This window comes from Halomonas sp. AOP7-B1-5 (assembly GCF_052353045.1).
Classification (GTDB): Bacteria; Pseudomonadota; Gammaproteobacteria; order Pseudomonadales; family Halomonadaceae; genus Vreelandella; species Vreelandella colorata.
Genome location: NZ_JBQTDC010000001.1, coordinates 49,515 through 71,841 on the forward strand (window position 1 = coordinate 49,515; position 22,327 = coordinate 71,841).

At 55.5% G+C, this 22,327-nt stretch carries 22 protein-coding genes; 2 read left to right on the forward strand and 20 right to left on the reverse strand.

Annotated elements, in window-relative coordinates; translation table 11 throughout:
- Positions 1–31: 31 nt before the first annotated feature.
- From ACT3XD_RS00230 to ACT3XD_RS00300, 15 genes are all read right to left on the reverse strand, one after another.
- Positions 32–2,239, reverse strand: a complete 2,208-nt coding sequence (locus ACT3XD_RS00230; protein ID WP_192537318.1) for an ATP-dependent helicase — start codon at positions 2,237–2,239, stop codon at positions 32–34.
- Positions 2,236–2,805, reverse strand: coding sequence for a DUF1285 domain-containing protein (locus tag ACT3XD_RS00235; RefSeq protein ID WP_192537317.1), 570 nt, complete (start codon positions 2,803–2,805; stop codon positions 2,236–2,238). The genes ACT3XD_RS00230 and ACT3XD_RS00235 overlap by 4 nt, the downstream gene beginning before the upstream one ends.
- Positions 2,806–2,830: 25 nt before the next feature.
- Entirely contained in the window at positions 2,831–3,670 is an 840-nt protein-coding gene (locus tag ACT3XD_RS00240; protein ID WP_192537316.1) for a TatD family hydrolase, read from the reverse strand.
- A gap of 39 nt (positions 3,671–3,709) precedes the next feature.
- Positions 3,710–4,042, reverse strand: a complete 333-nt coding sequence (locus ACT3XD_RS00245; RefSeq protein ID WP_192537315.1) for a PilZ domain-containing protein — start codon at positions 4,040–4,042, stop codon at positions 3,710–3,712.
- 24 nt (positions 4,043–4,066) lie between these two features.
- Complete coding sequence (locus ACT3XD_RS00250; protein ID WP_018915812.1) at positions 4,067–5,053, reverse strand: DNA polymerase III subunit delta'; 987 nt, start codon at positions 5,051–5,053, stop codon at positions 4,067–4,069.
- Positions 5,044–5,697 carry a dTMP kinase gene (gene tmk, locus ACT3XD_RS00255; protein ID WP_018915811.1) on the reverse strand — a complete coding sequence of 218 codons (654 nt, stop codon included), beginning with the start codon at positions 5,695–5,697 and terminating at the stop codon, positions 5,044–5,046. Before tmk ends, ACT3XD_RS00250 begins: the two co-directional genes overlap by 10 nt.
- Before the next feature lie 13 nt (positions 5,698–5,710).
- Positions 5,711–6,715: an endolytic transglycosylase MltG gene (gene mltG, locus ACT3XD_RS00260; protein ID WP_192537308.1), complete on the reverse strand. Its 1,005-nt coding sequence runs from the start codon at positions 6,713–6,715 to the stop codon at positions 5,711–5,713.
- A gap of 29 nt (positions 6,716–6,744) precedes the next feature.
- On the reverse strand, positions 6,745–7,554 hold the full coding sequence (gene pabC, locus ACT3XD_RS00265) for an aminodeoxychorismate lyase (protein ID WP_192537306.1): 810 nt from the start codon (positions 7,552–7,554) through the stop codon (positions 6,745–6,747).
- Between the two features lie 6 nt (positions 7,555–7,560).
- Positions 7,561–8,799, reverse strand: coding sequence for a beta-ketoacyl-ACP synthase II (gene fabF / locus ACT3XD_RS00270; RefSeq protein ID WP_192537304.1), 1,239 nt, complete (start codon positions 8,797–8,799; stop codon positions 7,561–7,563).
- Between the two features lie 192 nt (positions 8,800–8,991).
- Positions 8,992–9,225 (reverse strand): acyl carrier protein, encoded by a 234-nt coding sequence (gene acpP / locus ACT3XD_RS00275; RefSeq protein WP_008956801.1) that lies wholly within the window; start codon positions 9,223–9,225, stop codon positions 8,992–8,994.
- A gap of 124 nt (positions 9,226–9,349) precedes the next feature.
- Entirely contained in the window at positions 9,350–10,093 is a 744-nt protein-coding gene (gene fabG / locus ACT3XD_RS00280) for a 3-oxoacyl-ACP reductase FabG (RefSeq protein WP_192537302.1), read from the reverse strand.
- A 69-nt stretch (positions 10,094–10,162) separates the two neighbouring features.
- Complete coding sequence (gene fabD, locus ACT3XD_RS00285) at positions 10,163–11,122, reverse strand: ACP S-malonyltransferase (protein ID WP_192537300.1); 960 nt, start codon at positions 11,120–11,122, stop codon at positions 10,163–10,165.
- A 188-nt stretch (positions 11,123–11,310) separates the two neighbouring features.
- Positions 11,311–12,330 (reverse strand): phosphate acyltransferase PlsX, encoded by a 1,020-nt coding sequence (gene plsX / locus ACT3XD_RS00290; protein WP_192537298.1) that lies wholly within the window; start codon positions 12,328–12,330, stop codon positions 11,311–11,313.
- 43 nt (positions 12,331–12,373) lie between these two features.
- Entirely contained in the window at positions 12,374–12,544 is a 171-nt protein-coding gene (gene rpmF / locus ACT3XD_RS00295; protein WP_192537296.1) for a 50S ribosomal protein L32, read from the reverse strand.
- Positions 12,545–12,580: 36 nt separating this feature from the next.
- Complete coding sequence (locus tag ACT3XD_RS00300) at positions 12,581–13,129, reverse strand: YceD family protein (RefSeq protein ID WP_018915803.1); 549 nt, start codon at positions 13,127–13,129, stop codon at positions 12,581–12,583.
- 147 nt (positions 13,130–13,276) lie between these two features.
- Between ACT3XD_RS00300 and ACT3XD_RS00305 the strand changes: the two genes are divergently transcribed.
- A complete protein-coding gene (locus ACT3XD_RS00305; RefSeq protein WP_192537294.1) occupies positions 13,277–13,879 on the forward strand; it encodes a Maf family protein in 603 nt (200 codons plus the stop codon).
- 5 nt (positions 13,880–13,884) lie between these two features.
- On the opposite strand, the gene sppA is transcribed toward ACT3XD_RS00305, so the two are convergent.
- From sppA to ACT3XD_RS00320, 3 genes are all read right to left on the reverse strand, one after another.
- Positions 13,885–15,024 (reverse strand): signal peptide peptidase SppA, encoded by a 1,140-nt coding sequence (gene sppA / locus ACT3XD_RS00310; protein WP_192537291.1) that lies wholly within the window; start codon positions 15,022–15,024, stop codon positions 13,885–13,887.
- Between the two features lie 62 nt (positions 15,025–15,086).
- Positions 15,087–15,737, reverse strand: a complete 651-nt coding sequence (locus ACT3XD_RS00315; RefSeq protein ID WP_192537289.1) for an HAD family hydrolase — start codon at positions 15,735–15,737, stop codon at positions 15,087–15,089.
- 9 nt (positions 15,738–15,746) lie between these two features.
- Entirely contained in the window at positions 15,747–16,688 is a 942-nt protein-coding gene (locus tag ACT3XD_RS00320; RefSeq protein WP_018915799.1) for an RluA family pseudouridine synthase, read from the reverse strand.
- 695 nt (positions 16,689–17,383) lie between these two features.
- Between ACT3XD_RS00320 and rne the strand changes: the two genes are divergently transcribed.
- Complete coding sequence (rne, locus tag ACT3XD_RS00325) at positions 17,384–20,746, forward strand: ribonuclease E (protein ID WP_192537287.1); 3,363 nt, start codon at positions 17,384–17,386, stop codon at positions 20,744–20,746.
- A 57-nt stretch (positions 20,747–20,803) separates the two neighbouring features.
- On the opposite strand, the gene murB is transcribed toward rne, so the two are convergent.
- Entirely contained in the window at positions 20,804–21,832 is a 1,029-nt protein-coding gene (gene murB, locus ACT3XD_RS00330) for a UDP-N-acetylmuramate dehydrogenase (RefSeq protein WP_318782739.1), read from the reverse strand.
- Entirely contained in the window at positions 21,829–22,299 is a 471-nt protein-coding gene (locus ACT3XD_RS00335; RefSeq protein WP_192537285.1) for a low molecular weight protein-tyrosine-phosphatase, read from the reverse strand. Before ACT3XD_RS00335 ends, murB begins: the two co-directional genes overlap by 4 nt.
- Positions 22,300–22,327 lie beyond the last annotated feature (28 nt).

Consider the following 22,327-nt stretch of genomic DNA (forward strand, 5'->3'; position numbering starts at 1 on the left):
ACGCCCAAATGCCAGCCTAAACCTTACACGTTCAGGCTGGCTGAGCGGGCGGCTCCAGCCGCTCAATGGGTGCACGGCGAGCAATCAAACGTCGCCGTCCTGCCTGGACAAAACGTACATCAATCACCGGATCAGCAGGATTACCCTCAACCGACGCAATCTCTCCCTCACCAAATACCGCATGATGCAGCCGCTGCCCTGGATAAAAGGGCTCGCCCGGCGCATAAGAGGCCTTGGGCTCCCGAACCTCAGGCACCGCGAGGGTAATATCATCGCGCCCCAAGCGCTCTAGATAGCGCTTAACAATAGCGGGTGACGCCACGCTCAGTGCAGCACTGCCAGGCGCATTCTGTGCCAGACACTCAGCAATACGCATACTGTCCTGCCACGCGCTTTCAGCGATAAAGCGGCTAGGGCGATGCGCGCCGCCATCGTGCAACACTATTAGCTGCTCTTCTGCACGGGTAATCGCCACATAAAACAGCCGTCGCTCCTCTTCCAAGCGCTCATCACTTAGCGGCGTTTCACGACTATAGTGGGGGAAATCTTCTTCATTGACGCCAGCCACCACAACCAGCGGCCACTCCAGCCCTTTGGCGCCGTGTACGGTTGAAATCAGCACGCCCCCCGCCTGGTTTTCAACCGGGCGCTCTAAAAGCTCAATAAACGCATCCGGGTCTTGAACGCTTTGCGCCTGCTCGATCAGCACGTCCAGAAGACGCACATCCTCTTCGCCTTTATCACGCCGTGCCGCAGCACGTTTTAAGGTCTTCTCGGCGTCGATACTTTCCACTACATGACTGAGCAGTTTGGCCGGCGGCCAGGCGCTTAACCTGGGAAGCTCACACAATAAAGCCCAGCGTTTTTTTAGCGTACGCCGCTGCAATGGCTTTAGCTCCGTGAGGACGGGGTCATGCCGCTCTGGCCAGCTCTGTGTAGTTGCCAGCTGATACGCCAAGCGCTGTAGCCGATCGCGTGCTACGAAAGGTGTTGGTTGCGAAAGCAACAGCAGCAGATGTTCAGGGTGATGAAGTAATTCAGGGCGACGCGAAAGCTTTAAATAGCCGACCAATGCCTGCACCAGTGGCAAACGAAATACAAAGCGGTCTTCACGCAGCAGACGAAACGGAATGCCCGCCTGGAGAAGCGCCAATTGAAAAGGCACGGAAAGCGCCCAGCTACGCACTAGAAGACTCACCTGGTTAAAGGCGCGGCCCTGCGCTTTCCAGTCGATCAAGGTATCCAGCAATACGGTATTGCCCTGCCCGACCGACACCCGCGTATTCGGGTTATGCGGCGCGGCCAAACACAGCTGATCAGGACGCCGCCGATTGGCCACGATCGCGTGGTTCGCGGTAAGTGCCAGCGCGTGACCATGGCGAAAGGTCGTGGAAAGCGGGTAGTCGGTTGCTTGCCCAAACGTAGCGGTAAAGTCTTCTAGCATGGTATCCGGCCGGGCGCCGCGCCATTCATAAATGCACTGGTTAGCATCACCTACCGCCATTACCGACGCCGTACTGCCCGCCAGCACTGCCAAAAGGCGCTGCTGCGCAGCGTTGATATCCTGATACTCATCAATAATCACGTGATCCAGAAAGCCTTCGACCCGCTGGCGTAGTGTACTGTCAGCTTCCAACACCTGTAGCGGCCGATACAAAAGATCGGCGTAGGTCATCAGACCTTCGTTACTGAGCATTTTTTCCGCCTCATCAAAGGCGGCAGGAAAATAATCGGTATCGGGCTCGTAATTAAGCCGCTCATAAAGCGCTTGAGGCGCGGCCATTTCGGCTTTAACCAAGTTACAAAAATGCGCCAGCGCTTCCAGGCGGTCACCTTCAATCGCCGCATCGCGGCGCTCCACGCTGTCACGCAGCACATTGATACTCGCTTGGCGCAGCAAGCGCTCCAGCTGCCAGTCAGCCGAGAGTAGCCGCCGTGGCGCAAGCGCGCCCCAGCGGCACAGGCTTTGAGTAAGCCGGTGACCCAAGGAATGAAAGGTGCGCACGGCGGGCAATACCTGGCCGTCAGGCGCCATCTTGACCAAGCGCTGATGAAAGTCATCGCGCGCCGAGCGGTTAAACATCAGCACCAGCATCCGTTTTGGCTCTACGCCGCTGGCAAGCAAATGCAAAACCCGCGCCGCCATAGTGGTCGTTTTGCCGGCGCCCGCAACAGCCGCTACCCGCGCATGACCACCGCTATGATGCACTACGGCATGCTGCTCAGCGGTTAACTTCACGAAACCTCACTTGGCGAGCCATCATCCATAGCGTCGACCTGGCCTAGCGGATACCAGTCACCGGCGCTCCAAATACCCACCTCACATTGACCGTTAGCAAGCTCCCGGGTGCTGGAGGCCTCAACCAATTGGTAAAACACATGGCGATGCAATCTGGCCGCCAACCCATAACGCACGCTGACTTCCGGCACCGACTCGCCCTGCGGCGTCTGGCTAATGGATAAAGGGTGCGACTGGTCCAAACGTACGACATCATCAAACTGGGTGGTAAACCACCAGGCGTCATCACGGAAATCGGCCTCGACCGCCACAAAAGGCAAATCCTCAACCTGAACGCGCCAACGCTCAACCGGCGTTACCAGGCAAACACCGTCTGAATCATGGCGCAAAAGCGTAGATAACAGGCGCGCAATATTCGGCCGGGCAAACGGCTGCCCATCGTGCAGCCAGGTACCATCGGCCTGAATCACAATATTGATATCACCCGACAGCGCTGGCTGCCATTGATCTAAAGGCGGAATACTGGCCGCGCTTTGACGTTGCTGGAGTAGTCGATCAATATTCATCGCACCCACCTTACGCTTGCACAGTTTAACGTGATGACACTAACCCAGCCTGCGCCAGTGCGTCTTTGATATGCGCCGGGGCATCGGGCACTGTCGCTTTAAAAAGCTGATAGAAATTAGCGGTTGTCTGCATGGCCACCTCATCAACACTCACCCCACGCTCCTTGGCGATACACTCCGCCACCTCGACCACCCAGGCAGGCTCATTGGGTTTGCCGCGGTATGGCACAGGCGCTAGATAAGGGCTGTCGGTTTCAATCAATAGGCGATCAAGCGGCAGTTGGCGAGCCAGCTCACGCAGTGATGCAGCGTTGTTGAAGGTAATAATACCTGACAACGAGATATAGAAGCCAAGCCGCACGGCCTCGCGGGCCATATCCAGGTCTTCGGTAAAGCAGTGAAGTACGCCCCCGACCCGCGGGTTACTGTGTTCGCGCAATAAGGCGAGCGTATCTTCTTTAGCTTCGCGAGTATGCACGATGACCGGCAGTTCAAGCTCCCGCGCGGCCAACAAGTGGCGCTTGAAGCGTTCATGCTGCACATCAGCCGACACGCTGTCCTGATAGTGATAATCCAGCCCGGTTTCACCAATGGCCACCGCGCCATATCGCTCGGCGGCTTCTTGAATATCGCTGATACTGGGTTCCTGCTCAGGCTTGTGCAGCGGGTGCAGGCCTGCCGAGATAGCGACATCAGCATGCTCGCGGGCAATCGCAGCAAGTCCCGGCATATCGTCAAGCGTTACCGCAACCGCCAAAAACTGACTGACGTCGGCCGCCCGCGCCGCGTTCAGCGTGGCGGCTATATCGCCTCCATGGGTATGTTCAGATAAACGATCTAAATGACAGTGCGAATCAACAAACATGAACGTCTCAGCAACAATAAGGAAGAATAAGGCAGGATATTAAAGCGTAAACGAGGGAGTCGTAGAACTTGCCTCTGTCAGTAACGTTTCGATACGCTCGCGCAGAGCATTATCCTGTGAGCGAAAATGCACGCCAATGCCCGGCGTACGCTGGGTGTCTGCTTCGCTGGGTGTCACCCACACAACATCACCCGAAACGGTGACCCGTTCGCTTTCATCCGGCAAAGTAAGAAGTAAAGTGACCTGATCGCCCAACGCATACGGCGTTTTGGTGGGAACAAAAATGCCCCCACGGTCTAAAAACGGCATATAGGCAGACAATAGCGTAGCAATATCGGGCACGGTCAGGGCAAGGGCTTTGTGAACATTCATATCATCCTCGCGCGCCATAGAAAATTACGACCGCAGTAGCGCGGCCCAACGCACTAGCCAGGCTTCCAGCACCAGCTGCGGATTGGGGTTGGCTCCCACCGCCAACAGGCGCCGCTGTTCACGGGCGTAGTCCAATAAACGAAACCAGTCCTGAACACGGCCGTTTTTAACCGCCTGACGATAAAGAGGCTCTAAATCGGGGTTGTGTAATACGTCCGCTTCGCCGGAGATACCCAACCGAATGAGATCTTCAAGCCAGGCAATACCGTACCACAGGATGGCATCAATCGCCTGACGATCAAGCCGCGCGGCTTCTGACACCGGCTCAGCACCGCGCACCAGCTGCTCAAAGCAGTCATGGATCTGATGGCGTAATGCCCGCTCTTCAGGCGAAGCCAGCTCAACCGCCAAAAGCGGCAAACCACCCGACACACGCCACCAAAAATACGCTTCATCCTGGCTGCCCAGTTTTTCAATCAGCCAGCTTCGCGATGCCTCGAACGCGACGCTCGGCAATGACCACTGCTGACAACGCGAACGTATGGTCGCCAACATGCGCGAGGGCACATCAGAAAGCAGAATAAATAGCGTCTTGGCGCCCGGTTCTTCGAGGCTTTTCAGCAACGCATTGGCAGCGGCGATGTTCATGCTCTCAGCCGGAGAAATCACAATCACGCGATAGCCGCCCTGCTGGGCGGTCTGCGACACAAACCGGTTAACGTCGCGGATAGGGTCAATACGTATCTGTCGTTTGCCCTCTTCAGGAGAAACGCGCAGCAGATCAGGATGGTAGCCTGATGCAAGCATAGAACAGCTATGACACTGGCCGCATGCCAACACATCGGGGTTTGCGCATAGCGTGCGGGCAATCAGTGTCTCAGCCAGCTGCTGCTTACCCACGCCGTGGGCACCGCTTAGCAAAATCGCATGCGGCATACGCCCCTCATCCGCCAGGCGCACCAGCTGTCGCCAAGTGACTTCCTGCCACGGCAGTATGCCGGTTAACGCCATAGCGCTATCCGTTCGGCGAGCGTGTCGTGAATGTCGGCTTGCACACTGGCAAGTGACTGATGCGCATCAATCAGCGCAAAGCGCTCCGGTTCGGCGTCGGCTCGGGCCAGATAGGCTTCGCGAACAGCCTGGAAAAATTCGCCACGCTCCTGCTCAAAACGGTCACGCTGCTCGTTTTGACTATTCAAACGTGACTCAAGACGTGATTGCGCGGCAGTTAACGGCATGTCCAACAGCAGGGTCAGATCAGGTGCGAGCCCCTTTTGCACAAACGCCTCAAGCTGGGCAATCCGCTCAACCGACATGCCTCGCCCGCCCCCCTGATAGGCAAAAGTTGCGTCAGTAAATCGGTCGCACACGACCCATGCTCCACGCTCCAGCGCCGGCACTATTTTTTCGGCCAGATGCTGGGCACGCGCGGCAAACATCAATAAAAGCTCAGCATCGGCATGTAACGGCTCCTGCGGAGCAGGGTCGAGCAGGAGCGTACGGATCGCTTCGGCGCGCGGCGTACCACCTGGCTCCCGCGTACTTACAACCTCAAAACCCTGCGCTTCAAGCGAGGCGACCACAAAGGCCATATTGGTGGATTTGCCTACGCCTTCGCCGCCTTCCAGCGTAATAAAGCGTCCCCGCTTAGTCATTGCGATCCCTTAATCAACGGTTGCGAATATAACGATTAACCGCATTATTGTGCTCACGCAGCGTGCGTGAGAACTGGTGCGTACCATCGCCACGCGATACAAAATACAGCGTATCACCGGGCAGAGGATTAACGGCCGCTTCAAGCGACGCCCGCCCCGGCATGGCAATCGGCGTGGGCGGCATACCATTAATCACATAGGTATTGTAAGGCGTGGCTTCGCGCAGGTCGGCATAGGTAATACGCCCCGCGTAGCGCTCACCCATGCCGTAAATCACGGTAGGGTCGGTTTGCAGGCGCATGCCCTGCTCCATACGGCGCTTAAAGACACCGGCAATTTCACGCCGCTCTTCAGGCGCCCCGGTTTCCCGCTCGATAAGCGATGCCATGATAAGCGCCTCGTAAGGCGATTCAACGGTCAGGTCTTCTGCACGAGATTCCCACACTTCCTCTAAAATACGCTCCATGCGCGCAAGCGCTTGACGCAGAAGATCGACGTCATCCATCCCTAGGTGATAACGGTACGTATCGGGGAAAAACCAGCCTTCTGGAAAGGTACCTTCCCGGTCCAGCAGCGCCATGATCTCTTCATCACTCATATCGGCCGTTTGATGGCCAAGCTTTGGCGCATTATTGAGCAGCTCACGCAATTGATTAAACGTGCGCCCTTCGGGAAGCGTTAATGCATAGGTAACTACATTGTTACTGCCTAACAGCGCGATCATCTCAAGACCGCTCATCCCGGGTGTCAGCTGATACTCACCCACGCGAAGACGCGGAACGCGCTCTGGATGAACCCGTGCCAGCAATTGAAATGCCCAGGCATCATCAATAATGCCTTGAGACTCTAACTGCGCTACCACCTGATTAAAGCCAGCACCGGCGGGTACTTGGTAAAGAACTGGCTCATCAAGCGTTAAGGGTGCTTCCAGGCGGTTTTGCCAATACAGATAGCTACCTGCCGCGACAGCAACGCCCAACACCAGGATAATTCCAACAGCGGCCAATAACCGTTTCAACGTTTCACCTCAACAAAATAAGTTAGGGCTTACTGCATAGGAGTTGGCGCATAGCCCAACAGGCGGTGCGCCAGCGTTTGAAACTTGTCGTGCCTATCGCCCTGAAAGCGTTGCAGGCAAACATTGTCTTCCGATAGTAACGTGTGAACGGGCCAGACACCCTGCACGGAGTTAGCCACCCAAACGCGCTCCATCCTGGGTAGCAATTCAAGTGACAGGCTGGCTTCACTGACAGCGCCCTGATCAATTAACGCGCGACGCAGTGTGCCCGCCACGCCGCATTTATCCAGCGGCGGCGTAAACACCTGCCCTCGCTGTTGCCAGAACACGTTCATGCTTGTCGCTTCAACCAGCTGCCCTTGCTGATCGGCAAGCAAACCTTCGGCAATCATGGCATCGCGCCATTCCTGACGCGCCATTACGTTTTCAAGCCGATTTAAATGCTTGATACCGGCTAAAGCAGGCTGATGACCCAGACGTAAACAGCATATACGCACCGTTACCCCATTTTTCCAGCGTTCAACCATGGGGGCAAACACAGTCCGTTGGCTTAGTAAACGGGGCGCTGGGGGATCGGGTAGCGCATACCCTCTTCCACCGCTTCCCCGGGTGACGATCAGTTTTAATACTTCAAGCGGTGCCGTGGCCTTGCCCTGCCAAGTGGCTTCGATCGCCGCCTGGCAGGGAGTGGGGATACCCAGACACTGACATCCACGCACCAGCCGTGCTACGTGATACGGCCAAAGCACCGGCTCGCCGTGACGCAGTAGCACCGTTTCGAACACGCCATCCCCATACGCCAGTCCGCGGTCATCAAACGGTACCTGAGGCAGGGTCATCTTGCGTTATACCTTTTTAAACAACAGCGAACCGTTGGTGCCGCCAAACCCAAACGAGTTGGACAGCGCAACATCAATACGCATGTTACGCGCAGTGTGCGGCACATAGTCCAGGTTGCAGCCTTCCTGGGGGTTATCCAGGTTAATCGTGGGCGGTGCCACCTGATCACGAATGGCCAGAATGCTGAATACCGCCTCAACAGCGCCAGCAGCTCCCAGCAGATGCCCAATCATGGATTTGGTAGAGCTTACCGCCACATTCTGAGCAGCGCTGCCCATTACCCGCTCAACAGCCCGGCTTTCAGCCAGATCGCCCGCTGCCGTGGAGGTTCCATGTGCGTTGATATAATGCACTTCGGAAGGATCCATTTGAGCATCTTTAATCGCATTACTCATGGAAAGCGCAGCCCCGCGGCCATCTTCAGGCGGTGCCGTCATGTGATAGGCATCGTCACTCATGCCAAACCCGATAAGTTCGGCGTAGATATTCGCGCCCCGCGCTTTGGCATGTTCGTACTCTTCAAGCACCAGCACACCGGCACCGTCAGAAAGTACAAAACCGTCGCGATTTTTATCCCACGGGCGGCTTGCCGCTTCAGGATCATCATTACGCGTTGAAAGCGCTCGGGCGGCCGAGAAACCTCCCAGGCCAAGCGGTGTAGTCGCCATTTCAGCACCGCCACAGATCATGACATCTGCATCACCATAGGCAATGGTACGCGCGCTATAGCCAATATTGTGCGTGCCACTGGTACACGCAGTCGTAATGGCAATATTAGGGCCCTGGAAGCCATGCTGAATCGCCAGATTGCCCGAGATCATGTTGATGATGGAGCCCGGCACGAAAAAAGGTGATACGCGACGAGCGCCGCCCTTATTCAGCGCATTGTGGTTATGCTCGATCATGGGCAGGCCACCGATGCCCGACCCCATCGCCACCCCGATACGCGGTGCATTCTCTTCTGTGCAGGCAATGCCCGCATCTTGTATTGCCTGAGCGCCAGCCGCCATGCCGTACTGAATGAACAGATCCATCTTGCGGGCTTCTTTAGGATTCAGATAAGGGCTAATATCAAAATTCTTAACCGAACCACCAAAGCGTGTATTAAAGCTACTTGTATCAAAGTGCTCAATGGGCGCGATACCGCTCTTACCGGCCGTAATATTCGCCCACGTTTCATCCACGCTATTGCCCACTGGGGTCACCAGGCCTAACCCAGTTACCACTACCCTTCTTCGCGCCATTAGCTTTCCTCCAGGCATCCATGGTGACTCGACCCATCCGGGTCATTTTCAGCAGAAATCAGATGACTAGTATAACGGAGATTGAACGTTATGTTCACGGTGAAGCACAAAGCAAAAAAGCCGCCCTTTAAAAGGGCGGCTTTTAAGGGGGGGTGCTAGCACCACACCCTCGTTTGATGCATCAACTTGCCCTTACTGGTGGGCGTTTACGTAGTCGATGGCTTCCTGAACAGTGGTAATTTTTTCCGCTTCTTCATCAGGAATTTCAGTATCGAATTCCTCTTCCAAAGCCATTACCAGCTCAACAGTGTCAAGCGAGTCAGCACCCAGGTCTTCAGTGAAAGAAGAGCTGTTCTGGATATCTTCTTCTTTAACGTTCAGGCGCTCTGCTACAACTTTCTTAACGCGCTCTTCAATAGTACTCATTAACGTACTCCAGTCGTTCACATTAGCCGTTTTGGATAACCAGCTATTTGGAAACCGCAAGCCAAAAGCTGCGGGGTAGTTTATAGACGCCCTTAGACAGAAGCAACCGCTAAGCCTAAGGCCATCAACGCATATTCATGCCGCCGTTCACATGAAGGGTTTCACCAGTGATGTATCCTGCAGCATCGCTGGTAAGAAACCCTACTGCGGCAGCGATTTCTTCTGGACCGCCTAAGCGGGCCAGCGGAATCTGTTTCAACAGCATTTCATGCTGAGCTTCTGGCAACGCTTCGGTCATATCGGTAGCAATAAAGCCAGGCGCTACCGCGTTAACGGTAATCGCACGGGAAGCCACTTCACGAGCCAACGCACGGCTAAAGCCTTCCATGCCTGCTTTCGCAGCGGCATAGTTAGTCTGGCCCAGGTTACCCATGGTTGCCACTACCGAACTGATTGACACAATACGTCCAAACCGTGCTTTAGTCATACCGCGCAAACATGCCTTGCTTACACGATAGACGGATTTAAGATTGGTATCCATTACCGAATCCCATTCATCCTCTTTCATGCGCATCAGTAGGTTATCGCGAGTGATCCCTGCATTGTTGACCAGAATCGTCGGCGCTTCAAAACGCTCGGCAATATCTTTGAGCACTGTATCAATGCTCGCCTGGTCTGTCACATTCAGACAAACACCAGCGCCTTCGATACCGTTTTGCTTTAAATCAGCATCGATTTTTTGGGCACCGTCCTCGCTGGTCGCGGTACCAATCACTATACGGCCCTGGCGACCCAGCTCATGAGCGATCGCCCGACCAATACCACGACTGGCACCAGTAACAAGCGCAACCCTGCGTTCTTGCGTCATAACGTTTAGCCTTTAACTATTTGCTTTTTAACCACTCAAAAAGCAAGGATAGCGAAAAATTGCGGCGTATTAAGCACCGTTAGCCTGTGCTTCACGAGCCAACTCAAGCGCTGAATCCAAACTATCCGGGTCATTTACCGCCAAGCCTTTGGCTCCGCGGGCGATGCGTTTATTTAGCCCGGTTAACACTTTACCAGGCCCACACTCGATAAACACATTAACAGACTGAGCTACCATGGTTTCAACACATGATGACCAACGAACCGGCTGGTAGAGCTGCTCAATCAGCCGTGTGCGCAGTGTATCAATATCAGCATGCGCCTTCGCATCGACATTTTGCACGACAGTATAGCGCGGGGCACGAAACTCAACGCTTTGCATAGCCTCCGCCAACCGCTCGGCCGCCGGGCGCATCAATTCACAATGAGACGGCACTGAAACCGGTAGCGCCATCGCTCGCTTAGCGCCCGCTTCCTGGCAGGCCACAATGGCACGCTCAACGGCCGCCTTACTACCGGCAATGACAACCTGACCAGGCGAATTATAATTAACAGCGGAAACAATATCGCCCTGTGCAGCATGGGCACAAGCTGCTTCTACCGCATCATCAGCAAGCCCCAAAATGGCCGCCATACCACCTTCGCCGACAGGCACGGCGTCCTGCATGGCTTCGCCACGCAAGCGAACCAGCTGAACACCTTCAGCAAAGCCCATCACGCCCGCACACACCATGGCGCTATATTCGCCCAGGCTATGCCCGGCCATGATAGTGGGCCGCGGGCCTTCCAGCTCCTGCCACACCCGCCAAATCGCAACACTAGCAGAAAGCAGCGCAGGCTGCGTACAGGCAGTTGCGTTTAGCGTTGCCTCGGGGCCCTCCTGGACGACTTTCCACAAGTCGTACCCAAGTGCGTCCGAAGCTTCCTCAAAAGTTGTTCCCACCACACTGTAGCGCTCGGCCAGCTCTCGCAGCATTCCAAGCTGCTGAGAGCCCTGCCCGGGAAAAATGAGGGCAAGGGGTTGAGACATGTCGTTCACCTTTGCTCTTGTAGGCATTTGCTCATTTGAGCGATAGGCGCGGTTACGGGCACATCCTGCTGCCACCTGTAACCCGCAAAATACGTTCTAACGTTTTATTATCTAGTCGAGTAACATCCCTACTCTGATGCCTACGTTCAGTTATCGGGCACCTAAATCTAGGCTTCACACCTGCGCCATTAGCGACGCTCCCAGCGGCCGGCGATTCGTGCGGGCAGATTATGCTCCACCTCGCTTAGCGCACGCTGGATAGCATAGTAGAAACCATCCGCCTGGGTACCACCATGGCTTTTCACCACGATACCCTTCAGGCCAAGCAAACTTGCCCCGTTGTAACGCACAGGATTTAATTCCTGCTTCAGGTATCTAAGCACAGGCTTGGCCAGTAGGCTTGCCAGACGTCCACTCAGGCGTGATTCAAACGCCATCTGTACACGCTCTACCAGCATACGGGTCAAACCTTCGCTCGCTTTAAGCACTGCATTGCCTACAAAACCGTCGCAGACAACCACATCAAGCTCGCCATCAAACAGATCACCGCCCTCGGCATACCCCTGATAGGCAAAGGCCGTGTCATCAGGATACTCACGCAAAATCCTGTCGGCCTCGCGCACACAAGCATTACCCTTGGTGGCTTCTGAGCCCACATTAAGCAACGCGACGCGGGGCAGCTTTACGTCATCGACGCACTGCGCCATTGCAGCACCCATTACCGCAAAATCAACCAGACGGTGCGCCGGCGAATCCACGTTAGCCCCCAGATCCAACAGATAGCAGCGGCGGCCGTGGCGCGCTGGAATCGCGGTACTGATTGCAGGCCGGGAAATTCCGGGAAGCGTGCCCAGCTCGCGTCGCGCAAGGGCTACTAATGCTCCTGTATTGCCTGCACTGACACCGGCATCGGCCTCACCAAGGCTAAGACTTCTTAGCATACAGGCCATACTGCTCGTCTGCCCATGGCGAAGCGCCCAGGCAGCACTGGATGTCTGGGAGATACTTAACGGCGCATCACTTGCCACTAAACGTGACGTTGCCGCAGCCAAAGGCTGCGGCAAGCGTGAAAGCTCAGCAATCACTTGCTGACGCGGGCCAAACAGAGTCAGCTCAAGATCAGGATGTTCCATCACTGCTCTTGCCGAGCCTTCGATAACGGCACGAGGGCCTTGGTCGCCCCCCATCACATCAATCGCTAGGCGCACGTAGCACCCACTCTATTTGGCCGCTTTACCGGACAGTTAAGGCTTATACCTCAACTACCTTACGACCACGGTAGAAACCATCGGCAGCTACGTGGTGACGCAGGTGCTTAGTACCGGTTTCCGGGTCCTGAGACAGTGTCGGAGCGGTCAGCGCATCGTGGCTACGACGCATGCCGCGCTTGGAACGAGTTTTACGGTTCTTTTGAACTGCCATGGGTGTTTACTCCAAGGTATATAGGATAAGTGGTGCTTACTTTTTGCCCTTCAAGGCGTCTTTGCTTTTCAAGACATTGAGCACCGCGAAAGGGTTCGTGGCGGGCGCCGCTTCTTCCGCCTCGCCGCCTGTTTTGCTGACCAGCTGCTCCGCCGAGACATGACATTCAGTCTCCTCGTGATAGACCACCTGCGGCAAGCTGAGGATAAGCTCATCCTCAACAACCGTGAGTAGATCCAGCTGTTCATTTTCCACCAGCACCGGCTCATGGCTGGCAGGCAGCTCGGCGGCCAAGGCTTCGTCAGTAATCATCCCAAGCAGGAAGTCACTGGACACGTCTTGACTTAGCGGCACCAAGCAGCGACGACAGGGCAATGCCAGCGTCGCTTGCAAATGGCCACGAATTTCACGACGACCTTGGGCATCCACACCAAATTCCAGGACAACATGACAGTCGCCTGTTTGGTCACCTGCCTCTTCGGCAAGCCGTGGCAGCTTAGTAAGTGCCACTAAGCCTTCTAGTCGTTCGTGGCGGGCTGCAAGCTTATAAGGCTCAACCCGGCTGGGGAGTTGTGAGGTCAACATAGGCGCGCAATGATAGGCACTCCCCCCGCTGGTGTCAAAGCTGTCAGCATAATTCTTCATGGTTTATCGCACAAACCTGCAAATTAGGCACGGCTATCGGGTTTAGCTACACTCACTTTTCATTCCCAATGGCTTAGGAGAAAGAGCGTGCCGCTTACCCAAGACGCGTCATTAGTATTGGCATCAAGCTCTCGCTGGCGGCGAGAACTACTGGACCGCCTGCAGCTTCCCTATCAGTGTTATTCGCCAGATATCGACGAAACGCCGCACGCGAATGAGTCGCCTAAAGCGCTTGTGCATCGCCTCGCACTCAGTAAAGCCAACGCCGTGGCAGAACGCTTTCCTGACCACTATATTATCGGCTCAGATCAGGTGGCGGTATTTGAAGGCGATATTCTTGGCAAACCGCATACTCAGGAGCGCGCCTGCGCCAATCTGGCACGCTTTTCAGGCCAGCGGGTTACCTTTTTAACCGGCCTTGCCCTACTTGATACGCGCCAGCAGCGCCACTACACCCATATCGAGCCTTTCTATGTGGTCTTCCGCTCGCTAACCGAGCGCGAGATCGAGCGCTATGTCGCGCTCGAGCAACCGCTGGACAGCTCAGGCAGCTTTCGCATGGAGGGCTTAGGGATCACCTTATTTGAGGCCTTAGAAGGCCGCGACCCCAATGCACTGATAGGCCTGCCGCTAATTGCCCTTTGCAGCATGCTGCGCCAAGTGGGCATCAGCCCGCTTGGCGCTGAATAGCAAACCTACTGGGCCTGATAGCGAAGCGGTGAGTTAGGCGCTTGAAGGCCTAATACACTGGCTGCCACTTGCGTAAAGCGTCGCGTCAAACGATCAAACGGATCAAGGCGCGGCGTATAGTCTTCCCAACTTGCTTCACCGACATGAGCGCGGGCGACCTCCTCAAGACTGCCCATCTGATCGACAAGCCCTAACTCAAGACCTTGCTCGCCGCTCCATACCAGGCCCGAGAAAATTTCTGGTCGATCGCTTAGACGATCGCCACGCCCTGCCCTGACGTCATCAATAAACTGTTGATGGGTCTGGGTTAGCACGCCCTGCCAGAACGCCTCAGCGTCATCATCCAAAGGCTGAAAAGGGTCTAGAAAGGCTTTGTTCTCGCCAGCCGTCATAACGCGGCGCTCAACCCCGATACGGCTAATGGCATCCTGAAAGCCAAACCCTGCGTAAATAACCCCAATGGAGCCCACCAAGCTCGCCGGTGATGCAATAATTTCATCGGCTGCCGAGGCGATATAATAAGCCCCGCTCGCGCCAATATCTTCGATCACCGCCAATATCGGCTTATCGCCCTGTTCACGCAGACGCATAATTTCCGCGTAAATGCGCTGTGACTGTACCGGACTTCCGCCAGGGCTATCGATATGCAGCACAACGGCTTCGGTATTATCTGAATCCCAGGCGCGATTCAGCCCCCGAATGATCCGCTCGGCATTTGCCGGTGCATCGCTGGCAATAACGCCATTAACTTCAACGACGCCCAGGTGACGTTGCAAGGTAGATGAATCGCCCGCTGGCGCCCAGAAGACGTTATATACGACGGTCGCGACTAGCGCTAATATCAGAAACAGCGTCATAAACCGGAAAAACAGCTTCCAACGCCGCGAACGACGCTGCTCGGTCAATACGCCGCCAATCCAGCGATCCATCATCTCGACTTGAGCCAGCCGTTGTCGCTCACGTAGCGTTTCAGCATCATCGCCTGCGGCACCCACCGAAGCAGCTTCATCTGTATAAGCCGCCACGTCAGGGCCCTGTGTCCAGCGATCATGATCTGATCGACCAGGCGCGGGCCTATCTGCAGGACTTTGGTCTGCAGGACTTTGGTACCCATCAGCATCACTGCGGCGCCAATCATCACTCATATATCATCCTTTTTGAGTCTAGGAACGCCAGGTCATTGACCATCCACCCAACGTCGCATCATCTATCCATACAGCCAGCCAAAAAGATCCTCAACGTTATGAGCGACCCATTTAGGCTGGCTTGCTGCTAACCGCGCCGGCGTATGAACACCGTACGTTACCGCCACACGGTCCATGCCGACGGCCCTCGCCATTTCCAGATCATATTCCGTATCGCCCACCATTACCGCACGCTCTACGGGTACGCCAAGCTCAACAAGTATCTCGTTAAGCATTTGCGGGTGCGGCTTTGAGCGCGTTTCATCAGCGGTACGACTGGCATGAAACCAGGCACCGCTTCCCGTTTCGGTAAAAACACGATCAAGCCCACGGCGGCTTTTACCTGTAGCCACAGCCAGACGCTGCTGCTCGCGCTCACGCAGGCGCGCTACTTGCGCCTCAACACCACTAAAAAACGGCATGGGCGTTGTATTCCCACTCACAAAGTGGTGCGAATAGCGCTGGCGCAAGCGTTCCGCCTGAGCAGGCAAAATACCCGGGCATAGCTTGGCAATGGCTTCAGGCAGCCCCAAACCAATAATATCCTCAACCGCTGCGGCTTCAAGCTCGCCCCACTCTGCTTCCTGGGCTGCTGCCTGCATGCAGGCAACAATCTTGGGCACCGAATCCATCAAGGTGCCATCCCAATCAAAAATAATCAGCTCGTAGCGCATGAACGCTCCTTATCGGCGTGCGCGTTTCAGTATGTCTTCCAGCACATCCGGCAGCGGCGCTTTAACCGTCACCGGGCGGCCGTTGGTAGGCTCTGGAAATGTTAAGGAGCGGGCATGCAGAAATAGGCGACTAACCCCCAAGTGCTTCGTCAAATGAGCACTTTCGCGCGTTGAATACTTGTCATCGCCCAATAGCGCGTGTCCGGCATGAGCAGCATGAACGCGAATCTGGTGCGTTCGCCCGGTGACCGGCTCAGCTTCAATCAGCGTGGCTTTTTCAAAGGTTTCAACAACGGCGAAATGGGTACGCGATACTTTGCCGTTAGGATCGACCCGCACCCGCCGCTCGCCGTTACCCGCATCGAAACGGTCAAGACGAGCACTTTCATAGGTTTTACGCGCAGGCCAACGGCCATTGACTAACGCCAGATAGCGTTTGTCCATGCCGTGCTTTTTTAACGACTCGTTGAGCGTTACTAGTGCATCGCGAGATTTAGCCAGCAGTAAACAGCCCGATGTATCACGATCAAGCCTGTGAACGAGTTCTAAAAAGCTCAAATCATCACGCACTTGCCGCAGCGCCTCGATCAAACCAATCTTCACGCCACTGCCTCCGTGCACGGCAAGCCCGGAAGGTTTGTTGAGCACCATCCAGTCAGGGCCTTCCATAATGACGCTGCCCACCAAGACATCACGCAGATTATCGCTAACTTCCTTTACGGCTTCGCGAGGCGCCAGACGCAAAGGTGGCACACGCACCATATCTCCTGCCTGGAGGCGATAATCTACTTTGACGCGCTTTTTATTAACCCGCACCTCACCTTTACGCACGATGCGGTATATCAGCGCTCTAGGAGCACCTTTCAGGCGAGTCATCAAAAAATTATCGATTCTCTGACCCGCTTGTTCCGGGGCGATATCCACCCACTGTACTTCACGCCCTTCGGCCATTGCCGCGCACTCCTGCTGTGTCTCGATGATGCTAGGCTAAAAACGGCATTCTAACGTAGACCCAAGGGCATTGCGTCAATTGCTGGTGGTTGTCTTTACTGTTATATTCCAAATCGTTCACCCGCTAAGCGCGGAAGGCTTGTTGAGTATTCCTGTTTTCACAAGTGTTAATGCCGCGTTTAGCTTAAGCGCCTGCCCGACCAACACGCAGGCCTGAGCACAAGAAGCGGCGTCAGTGTACGCACTGCCTGATTCTTAACGTATTAAAAAATGTAGTTACTCTGCCGCCCTTATTCACAAGTACGACAGATAAGGACGACAGATTTGCTAACGCTTAGCCTAAAACGGCAAGCGATTGCTTAATAAAAACGCCACACTCAGAACCGCTTCGCCTTTTCGTCACAAGGCATTGGCCAATTCTGGGTGACAAGTTCAACGCTGTGCCGGTGGCCGGCGTTGGCGAATCGATAAATGCTAGGTGTAGGCGGTGTCAGCAGGGCCGGATGGACGTGACAGCCACCGAAACATGTCCTGCCTCCGCCACGTACTCAACCTGTCAGCCGGGTCGGCGATCATGCCTTCCCGGCTTGCCGTGTCAGCATAACCATGCGCCGAGCACAAGCACGCAGCACCTGCGATTCGTCTACGTCCCCCTTTTGGGCGGTTCGCCGGTACTCAACGCTATGCGAGACAACATGAAACGGATGCTTATCAATGCGACCCAACCCGAAGAGCTTCGGGTCGCGCTGGTTGATGGACAACGCCTTTACGATCTGGATATTGAATCAGGCGCACGAGAGCAGAAAAAAGCCAATATTTACCGCGGCAAAATTACCCGCGTTGAACCCTCCCTTGAAGCGGCCTTCGTGGACTTTGGTGCAGAACGCCACGGCTTCCTCCCGCTCAAAGAAATCTCCCGCGAATACTTCGTTAAAGACGTCTCTGGTCGCCCAAGTATCAAAGAGGTACTAAGAGAGGGCCAGGAAGTTATCGTGCAGGTGGATAAAGAGGAGCGCGGCAATAAAGGCGCAGCGCTTACCACCTTTATCAGTTTGGCAGGCCGCTTTTTGGTGCTGATGCCCAACAACCCCCGTGCAGGCGGTATTTCCCGCCGTATTGAAGGGGAAGAGCGCACCCAGCTGAAAGACGCCATGGGCCAGCTCACCGTACCCGACAAGATGGGCCTGATCGTGCGCACAGCGGGCATCGGCCGTAATCCGGAAGAACTTCAGTGGGATCTGGACTACCTGGCCCAGGTATGGGAATCGATCACCACTGAAGCAGCCAAGCAGCCTGCCCCGTTCCTGATTTACCGTGAATCCAACGTTATTATCCGGGCCATGCGTGATTACCTGCGCCAGGACATTGGCGAGGTGCTGATCGACAGCCCCGAGATTCACGCTGAAGCGCTGGGCTTTATCCGCCAGGTGATGCCGTCATACCAGCAGAAAATTAAGCTTTATGCTGACGAAGTGCCGCTTTTCTCGCGTTTTCAAATCGAATCACAGATCGAAACGGCCTACCAGCGTGAGGTAAAACTCCCCTCTGGCGGCTCGATCGTGATCGATCATACCGAAGCGCTGGTGTCGATCGACATCAACTCCGCCCGGGCAACCCGCGGCAGCGATATCGAAGAAACCGCTCTGCAAACCAACTCTGAAGCGGCCGATGAAATCGCCCGCCAGCTACGCCTGCGTGATATCGGCGGCCTGGTGGTTATCGACTTTATCGACATGGGCCCGGCACGCAATCAACGCGAAGTTGAAAATCGCATGCGCGACGCCTTGAAGCTTGATCGCGCTCGCGTACAGATTGGGCGCATTTCACGCTTTGGTCTGATGGAAATGTCCCGTCAGCGACTACGCCCCTCACTGGGTGAAACCAGCGGCGTGGTATGCCCGCGCTGTAACGGTCAGGGCACTATCCGCGACGTACGCTCGCTTTCGCTCTCGATCATGCGCCTGATCGAAGAAGAAGCCATGAAAGAGCGTAGTGCGCAGATCCGCGCGATTCTCCCGGTGCCAGTGGCTACCTACCTGCTCAACGAAAAACGTAGCGTACTGGCCGATATCGAGTCGCGCCAGGGTGTGCGCGTTGTGCTGCTGCCCAACCCGGAAATGCATACGCCTCACTACGACGTGCAGCGTTTGCGCGATGATCATTTAGACGAAGACGACACCCAAACGCTATCGAGCTTCGAGCTATCGACCGATACCGAAGTAGGCAAAGAGCCAGACCCAAGCTTTGCGCCACCGACTCAGCGTGCTGAAGCCGCCGTTAAAAGTGTCACACATAACGCACCGGCCCCGGCGTCACTACAAACCGAAGAACCTGCCCCTAAAGCAAAAGCAGCCGCGCCTGTGGTCAACACGGAAGAGCAGCCGAGCGTTATCGGACGCTTTATTCGCGGTTTCGCAAAACTCCTGGGCAGCGATGACAGCAGTTCCGCAGAGCCTGCGGATAAGCCAAAAGAACCGGCACCTCGTCGCCAGACCGAACGCAGTAGCCAAAAAGCGGCCCAGCCAGGCAGCGAGACTAAGCAAAAGCCTGCCCGCAACGAGCGCAGCGAAAGCAGCAAGTCTGAGCAACGCAATAGCCAGTCGCGTAATGCAAATACCAGCGCCAATACCAGTACCAACAACAATGCCGGTGACGATGCCAACGATAAGCGTAGCGGCCCTACCCGCACCCGCAATCGGCGTCGCAACCCGCAGCAAGATGATGCAAAAACGCAGGATAACACCAGCAAGAACAACCGTCAGAAAGACACGCCTGCGGTAAAACCTGCGGTAAAAGAAGAAAGCCGCGACGCCCCCAAAGCGGCGCAGAAAGAGCCTCGTCGCGAGACCCAACGCGACACTCAGCGCGATGCCAAACCTGCCAAAGAGGCGGCACGCAACGAAGCAGAGAAGCCAGTAGCGAAAGAGGATGACAAGCCTAAACGCACGCGCAATAACCCGCGTAGTCGTTCACGCAAACAGGCCGTTAACCCGCAGGCAGAAGCAGAACAGCTACAGCTGCAGACTCAAGCAGCCGAAGAAGCGTCAAACGCTGATACGGCTGCCGCAGAGCCGGTAACACCTGAAGCTAACGCGCCGCAAGAAACGCTTACCAGCGCTACAGCGACACAGCTGCCGGATGCTCAGCCGACCGACGAAAGCGCAAGTGCCAAAGCGCAGGAAGCCAGCCCCGCCGAGGAAAACACCTCAGCGGCAGCGCCTGTGTCTACGCCTGAAGCCTCTCAGCCTGAAGAGCTAACGTCCGAGACGACGCCGTCTGAAGAGACTGTCCTTGAAGAGCCTAATCTTGCAGAGACCAAGCTTGAAGAGACTAGCTCTAAAGAACCCGGCTTTGAAGAAAACAGCTTTGAAGAAACCAGCCTTGAAGCAAACAAGCATAGCGAGGCGAAGCCTGAAGAACTGGCTATAGAAAAGCCTGCATCTGCAACGCTGATTGCTGAAGAGCCTACTGTTGAGAAATCGGTTGCCGAAGAAGCAGCTGTAGAAGAGCGCTTAAGCGATGAGCTGGCAACCGCAGCAAAAGGCGACGAGCCGATAGCTGCAGATGCTCAGCCACAGGCCGATGAAAAACCAGCTTATACCTCTGAAACCATTGCTCCTGAAGCCAGCGGCGCAGACGTTATTTCTCAGCCTATCGCCGAGACTCATAGCGAGACAGCGAACGAAGCCGATAACGAAGCAGACAGCCACGCCGATAAAACGCTGGCCCCCTCTCCTACGGAGCTTGCTGAAAGCGGCGTAGCCGATGAGCCAAAAGAGATTGCCCCGGTAAGCGCCCAGGCAGACGCGATGCCTGCTCAGGAGGCTAATGCAAGCCAACCTGAGACAGATACCGCGCCCGCTATTAATTCGGCCCCGGACGTGACCACTGATGCCATCGATGCTGAAAAAGCACCGTTTTCAGAAGCTCAGGCCACACTATCGACTAGCGACGAAGTAACGGCTGAAGAGACGCCTAAACCTCGTCGTCGTACCCGTGCGCATAACGATCCTCGCGAACTGCGTAGGCAGCAAGCACAAGAGGCTAGCAAAGAGTAATTTGCTAACTGCGCAAAAAACCCCGCCGAGGCGGGGTTTTTTTATGCATCAAAAGCATTAGATCAGACGCGGCTCAGGCTCTAGCAACACGTTAAAACGCGCATTTACCTGCTCGACAAGAGAGTCAGCAAAGCGCATAAGCCCCTCTCGGTCACCACCCCCTAGATGCACCAGCACTAACGCTTGGCGGTCATGCACGCCAAAAGCGCCTTCACGCGTGCCTTTTAAACCACACTGATCAATCAACCAGCCTGCGGCCAGCTTGGTTTGACCATTGCTTAACGGAAAATGCGGCATGCCTGGGTAGCAAGCGAGTAACGCCAGCGCCTGCTGGGATGAAACAATCGGATTTTTAAAAAAACTGCCTGCGTTCGCCAGTTGCTTGGGGTCAGGCAGCTTCTCTTGTCGGATAGCCGATACTGCATTGGCGACATCCAACGGGCTCGGCGCATTAGATAAACGCGAGGCAAGATCGCCATAGTGAAGCTTAAGCGCAGGCTGCCTGGAAAGCCGCAGCACCAGTTGGGTAATCACGACGCGCCCATTTAAAGCATTTTTAAATAGGCTATCGCGGTAGCCAAACGCACAGTCGGCATTGTTGAGCCAGCGCGTTTCTCCCGTTGCAAGTTCCATGACCTGCAAAGCCTGAAGGCTATCGGCAAGTTCAACGCCATAAGCACCAATATTCTGCACCGGCGCTGCACCACAGTCACCGGGAATGAGGGCCAGGTTTTCGATGCCCCATAGGCCACGGGCAGCCGTATTAAGCACCAACGCATGCCAGTTAACGCCCGCCCCCACATGCACCAGCACATCATTACCATCGCGGGTCAGCCACCACTGGTTTAATGCCGGGCGTATCGCAAGCCCGGCCAAACGGGGCGGCAATAATACGTTGCTCCCACCGCCCAGCAGGGTTACCGGCCATTGCTTACGTCTGGCATAGGCCAGCGTACGGCGTAAAGCGTCAAGCGATGCAGGCTCAGCGTAATAGTCGGCAATACACGGCAGGCGCAACGTATTGGCAGAGGTGAGATCAACGCACTCATCGATTAGCGCAGTTTTTTGCGTAGCTAAAGCTATCACGCGGAGTCACTTCTTAAATGTTGAATCAAACCGTGCGACGCGGCTTCAATCATATCCAGCACGTCCTCAAACCCCTGGTCACCACCGTAGTAAGGATCCGGTACCTCTGCCCCTGGCGTACCCGCGAAGTCCAAGAAAAGCCCCACATACGCCTGGCTTTTAGAAGGCTTCAAGGCGTGCATTGCTTGAAGGTTAGCGTTATCCATAGCCAAGATGTAATCGAAGTCTAAGAAATCACTGGCCGTTAACTGACGAGCGCATAGCGGGCTCAAATCGACGCCCCGGCGCTTGGCCGCCACCTGCGCCCGTTGATCAGGCGCTTTGCCCACATGCCAGTTGCCTATCCCGCAAGAGTCGATCACTACCTGCTCACCCATGCCCGCGTCTTCCAGCGCGCGGCGAAAAACGCCCTCGGCAGTGGGCGAGCGACAAATATTGCCTAAACAAACGAACAGTACCCGCGTCACACAGCGCTTCCTTGTACGTTGAGAGTAT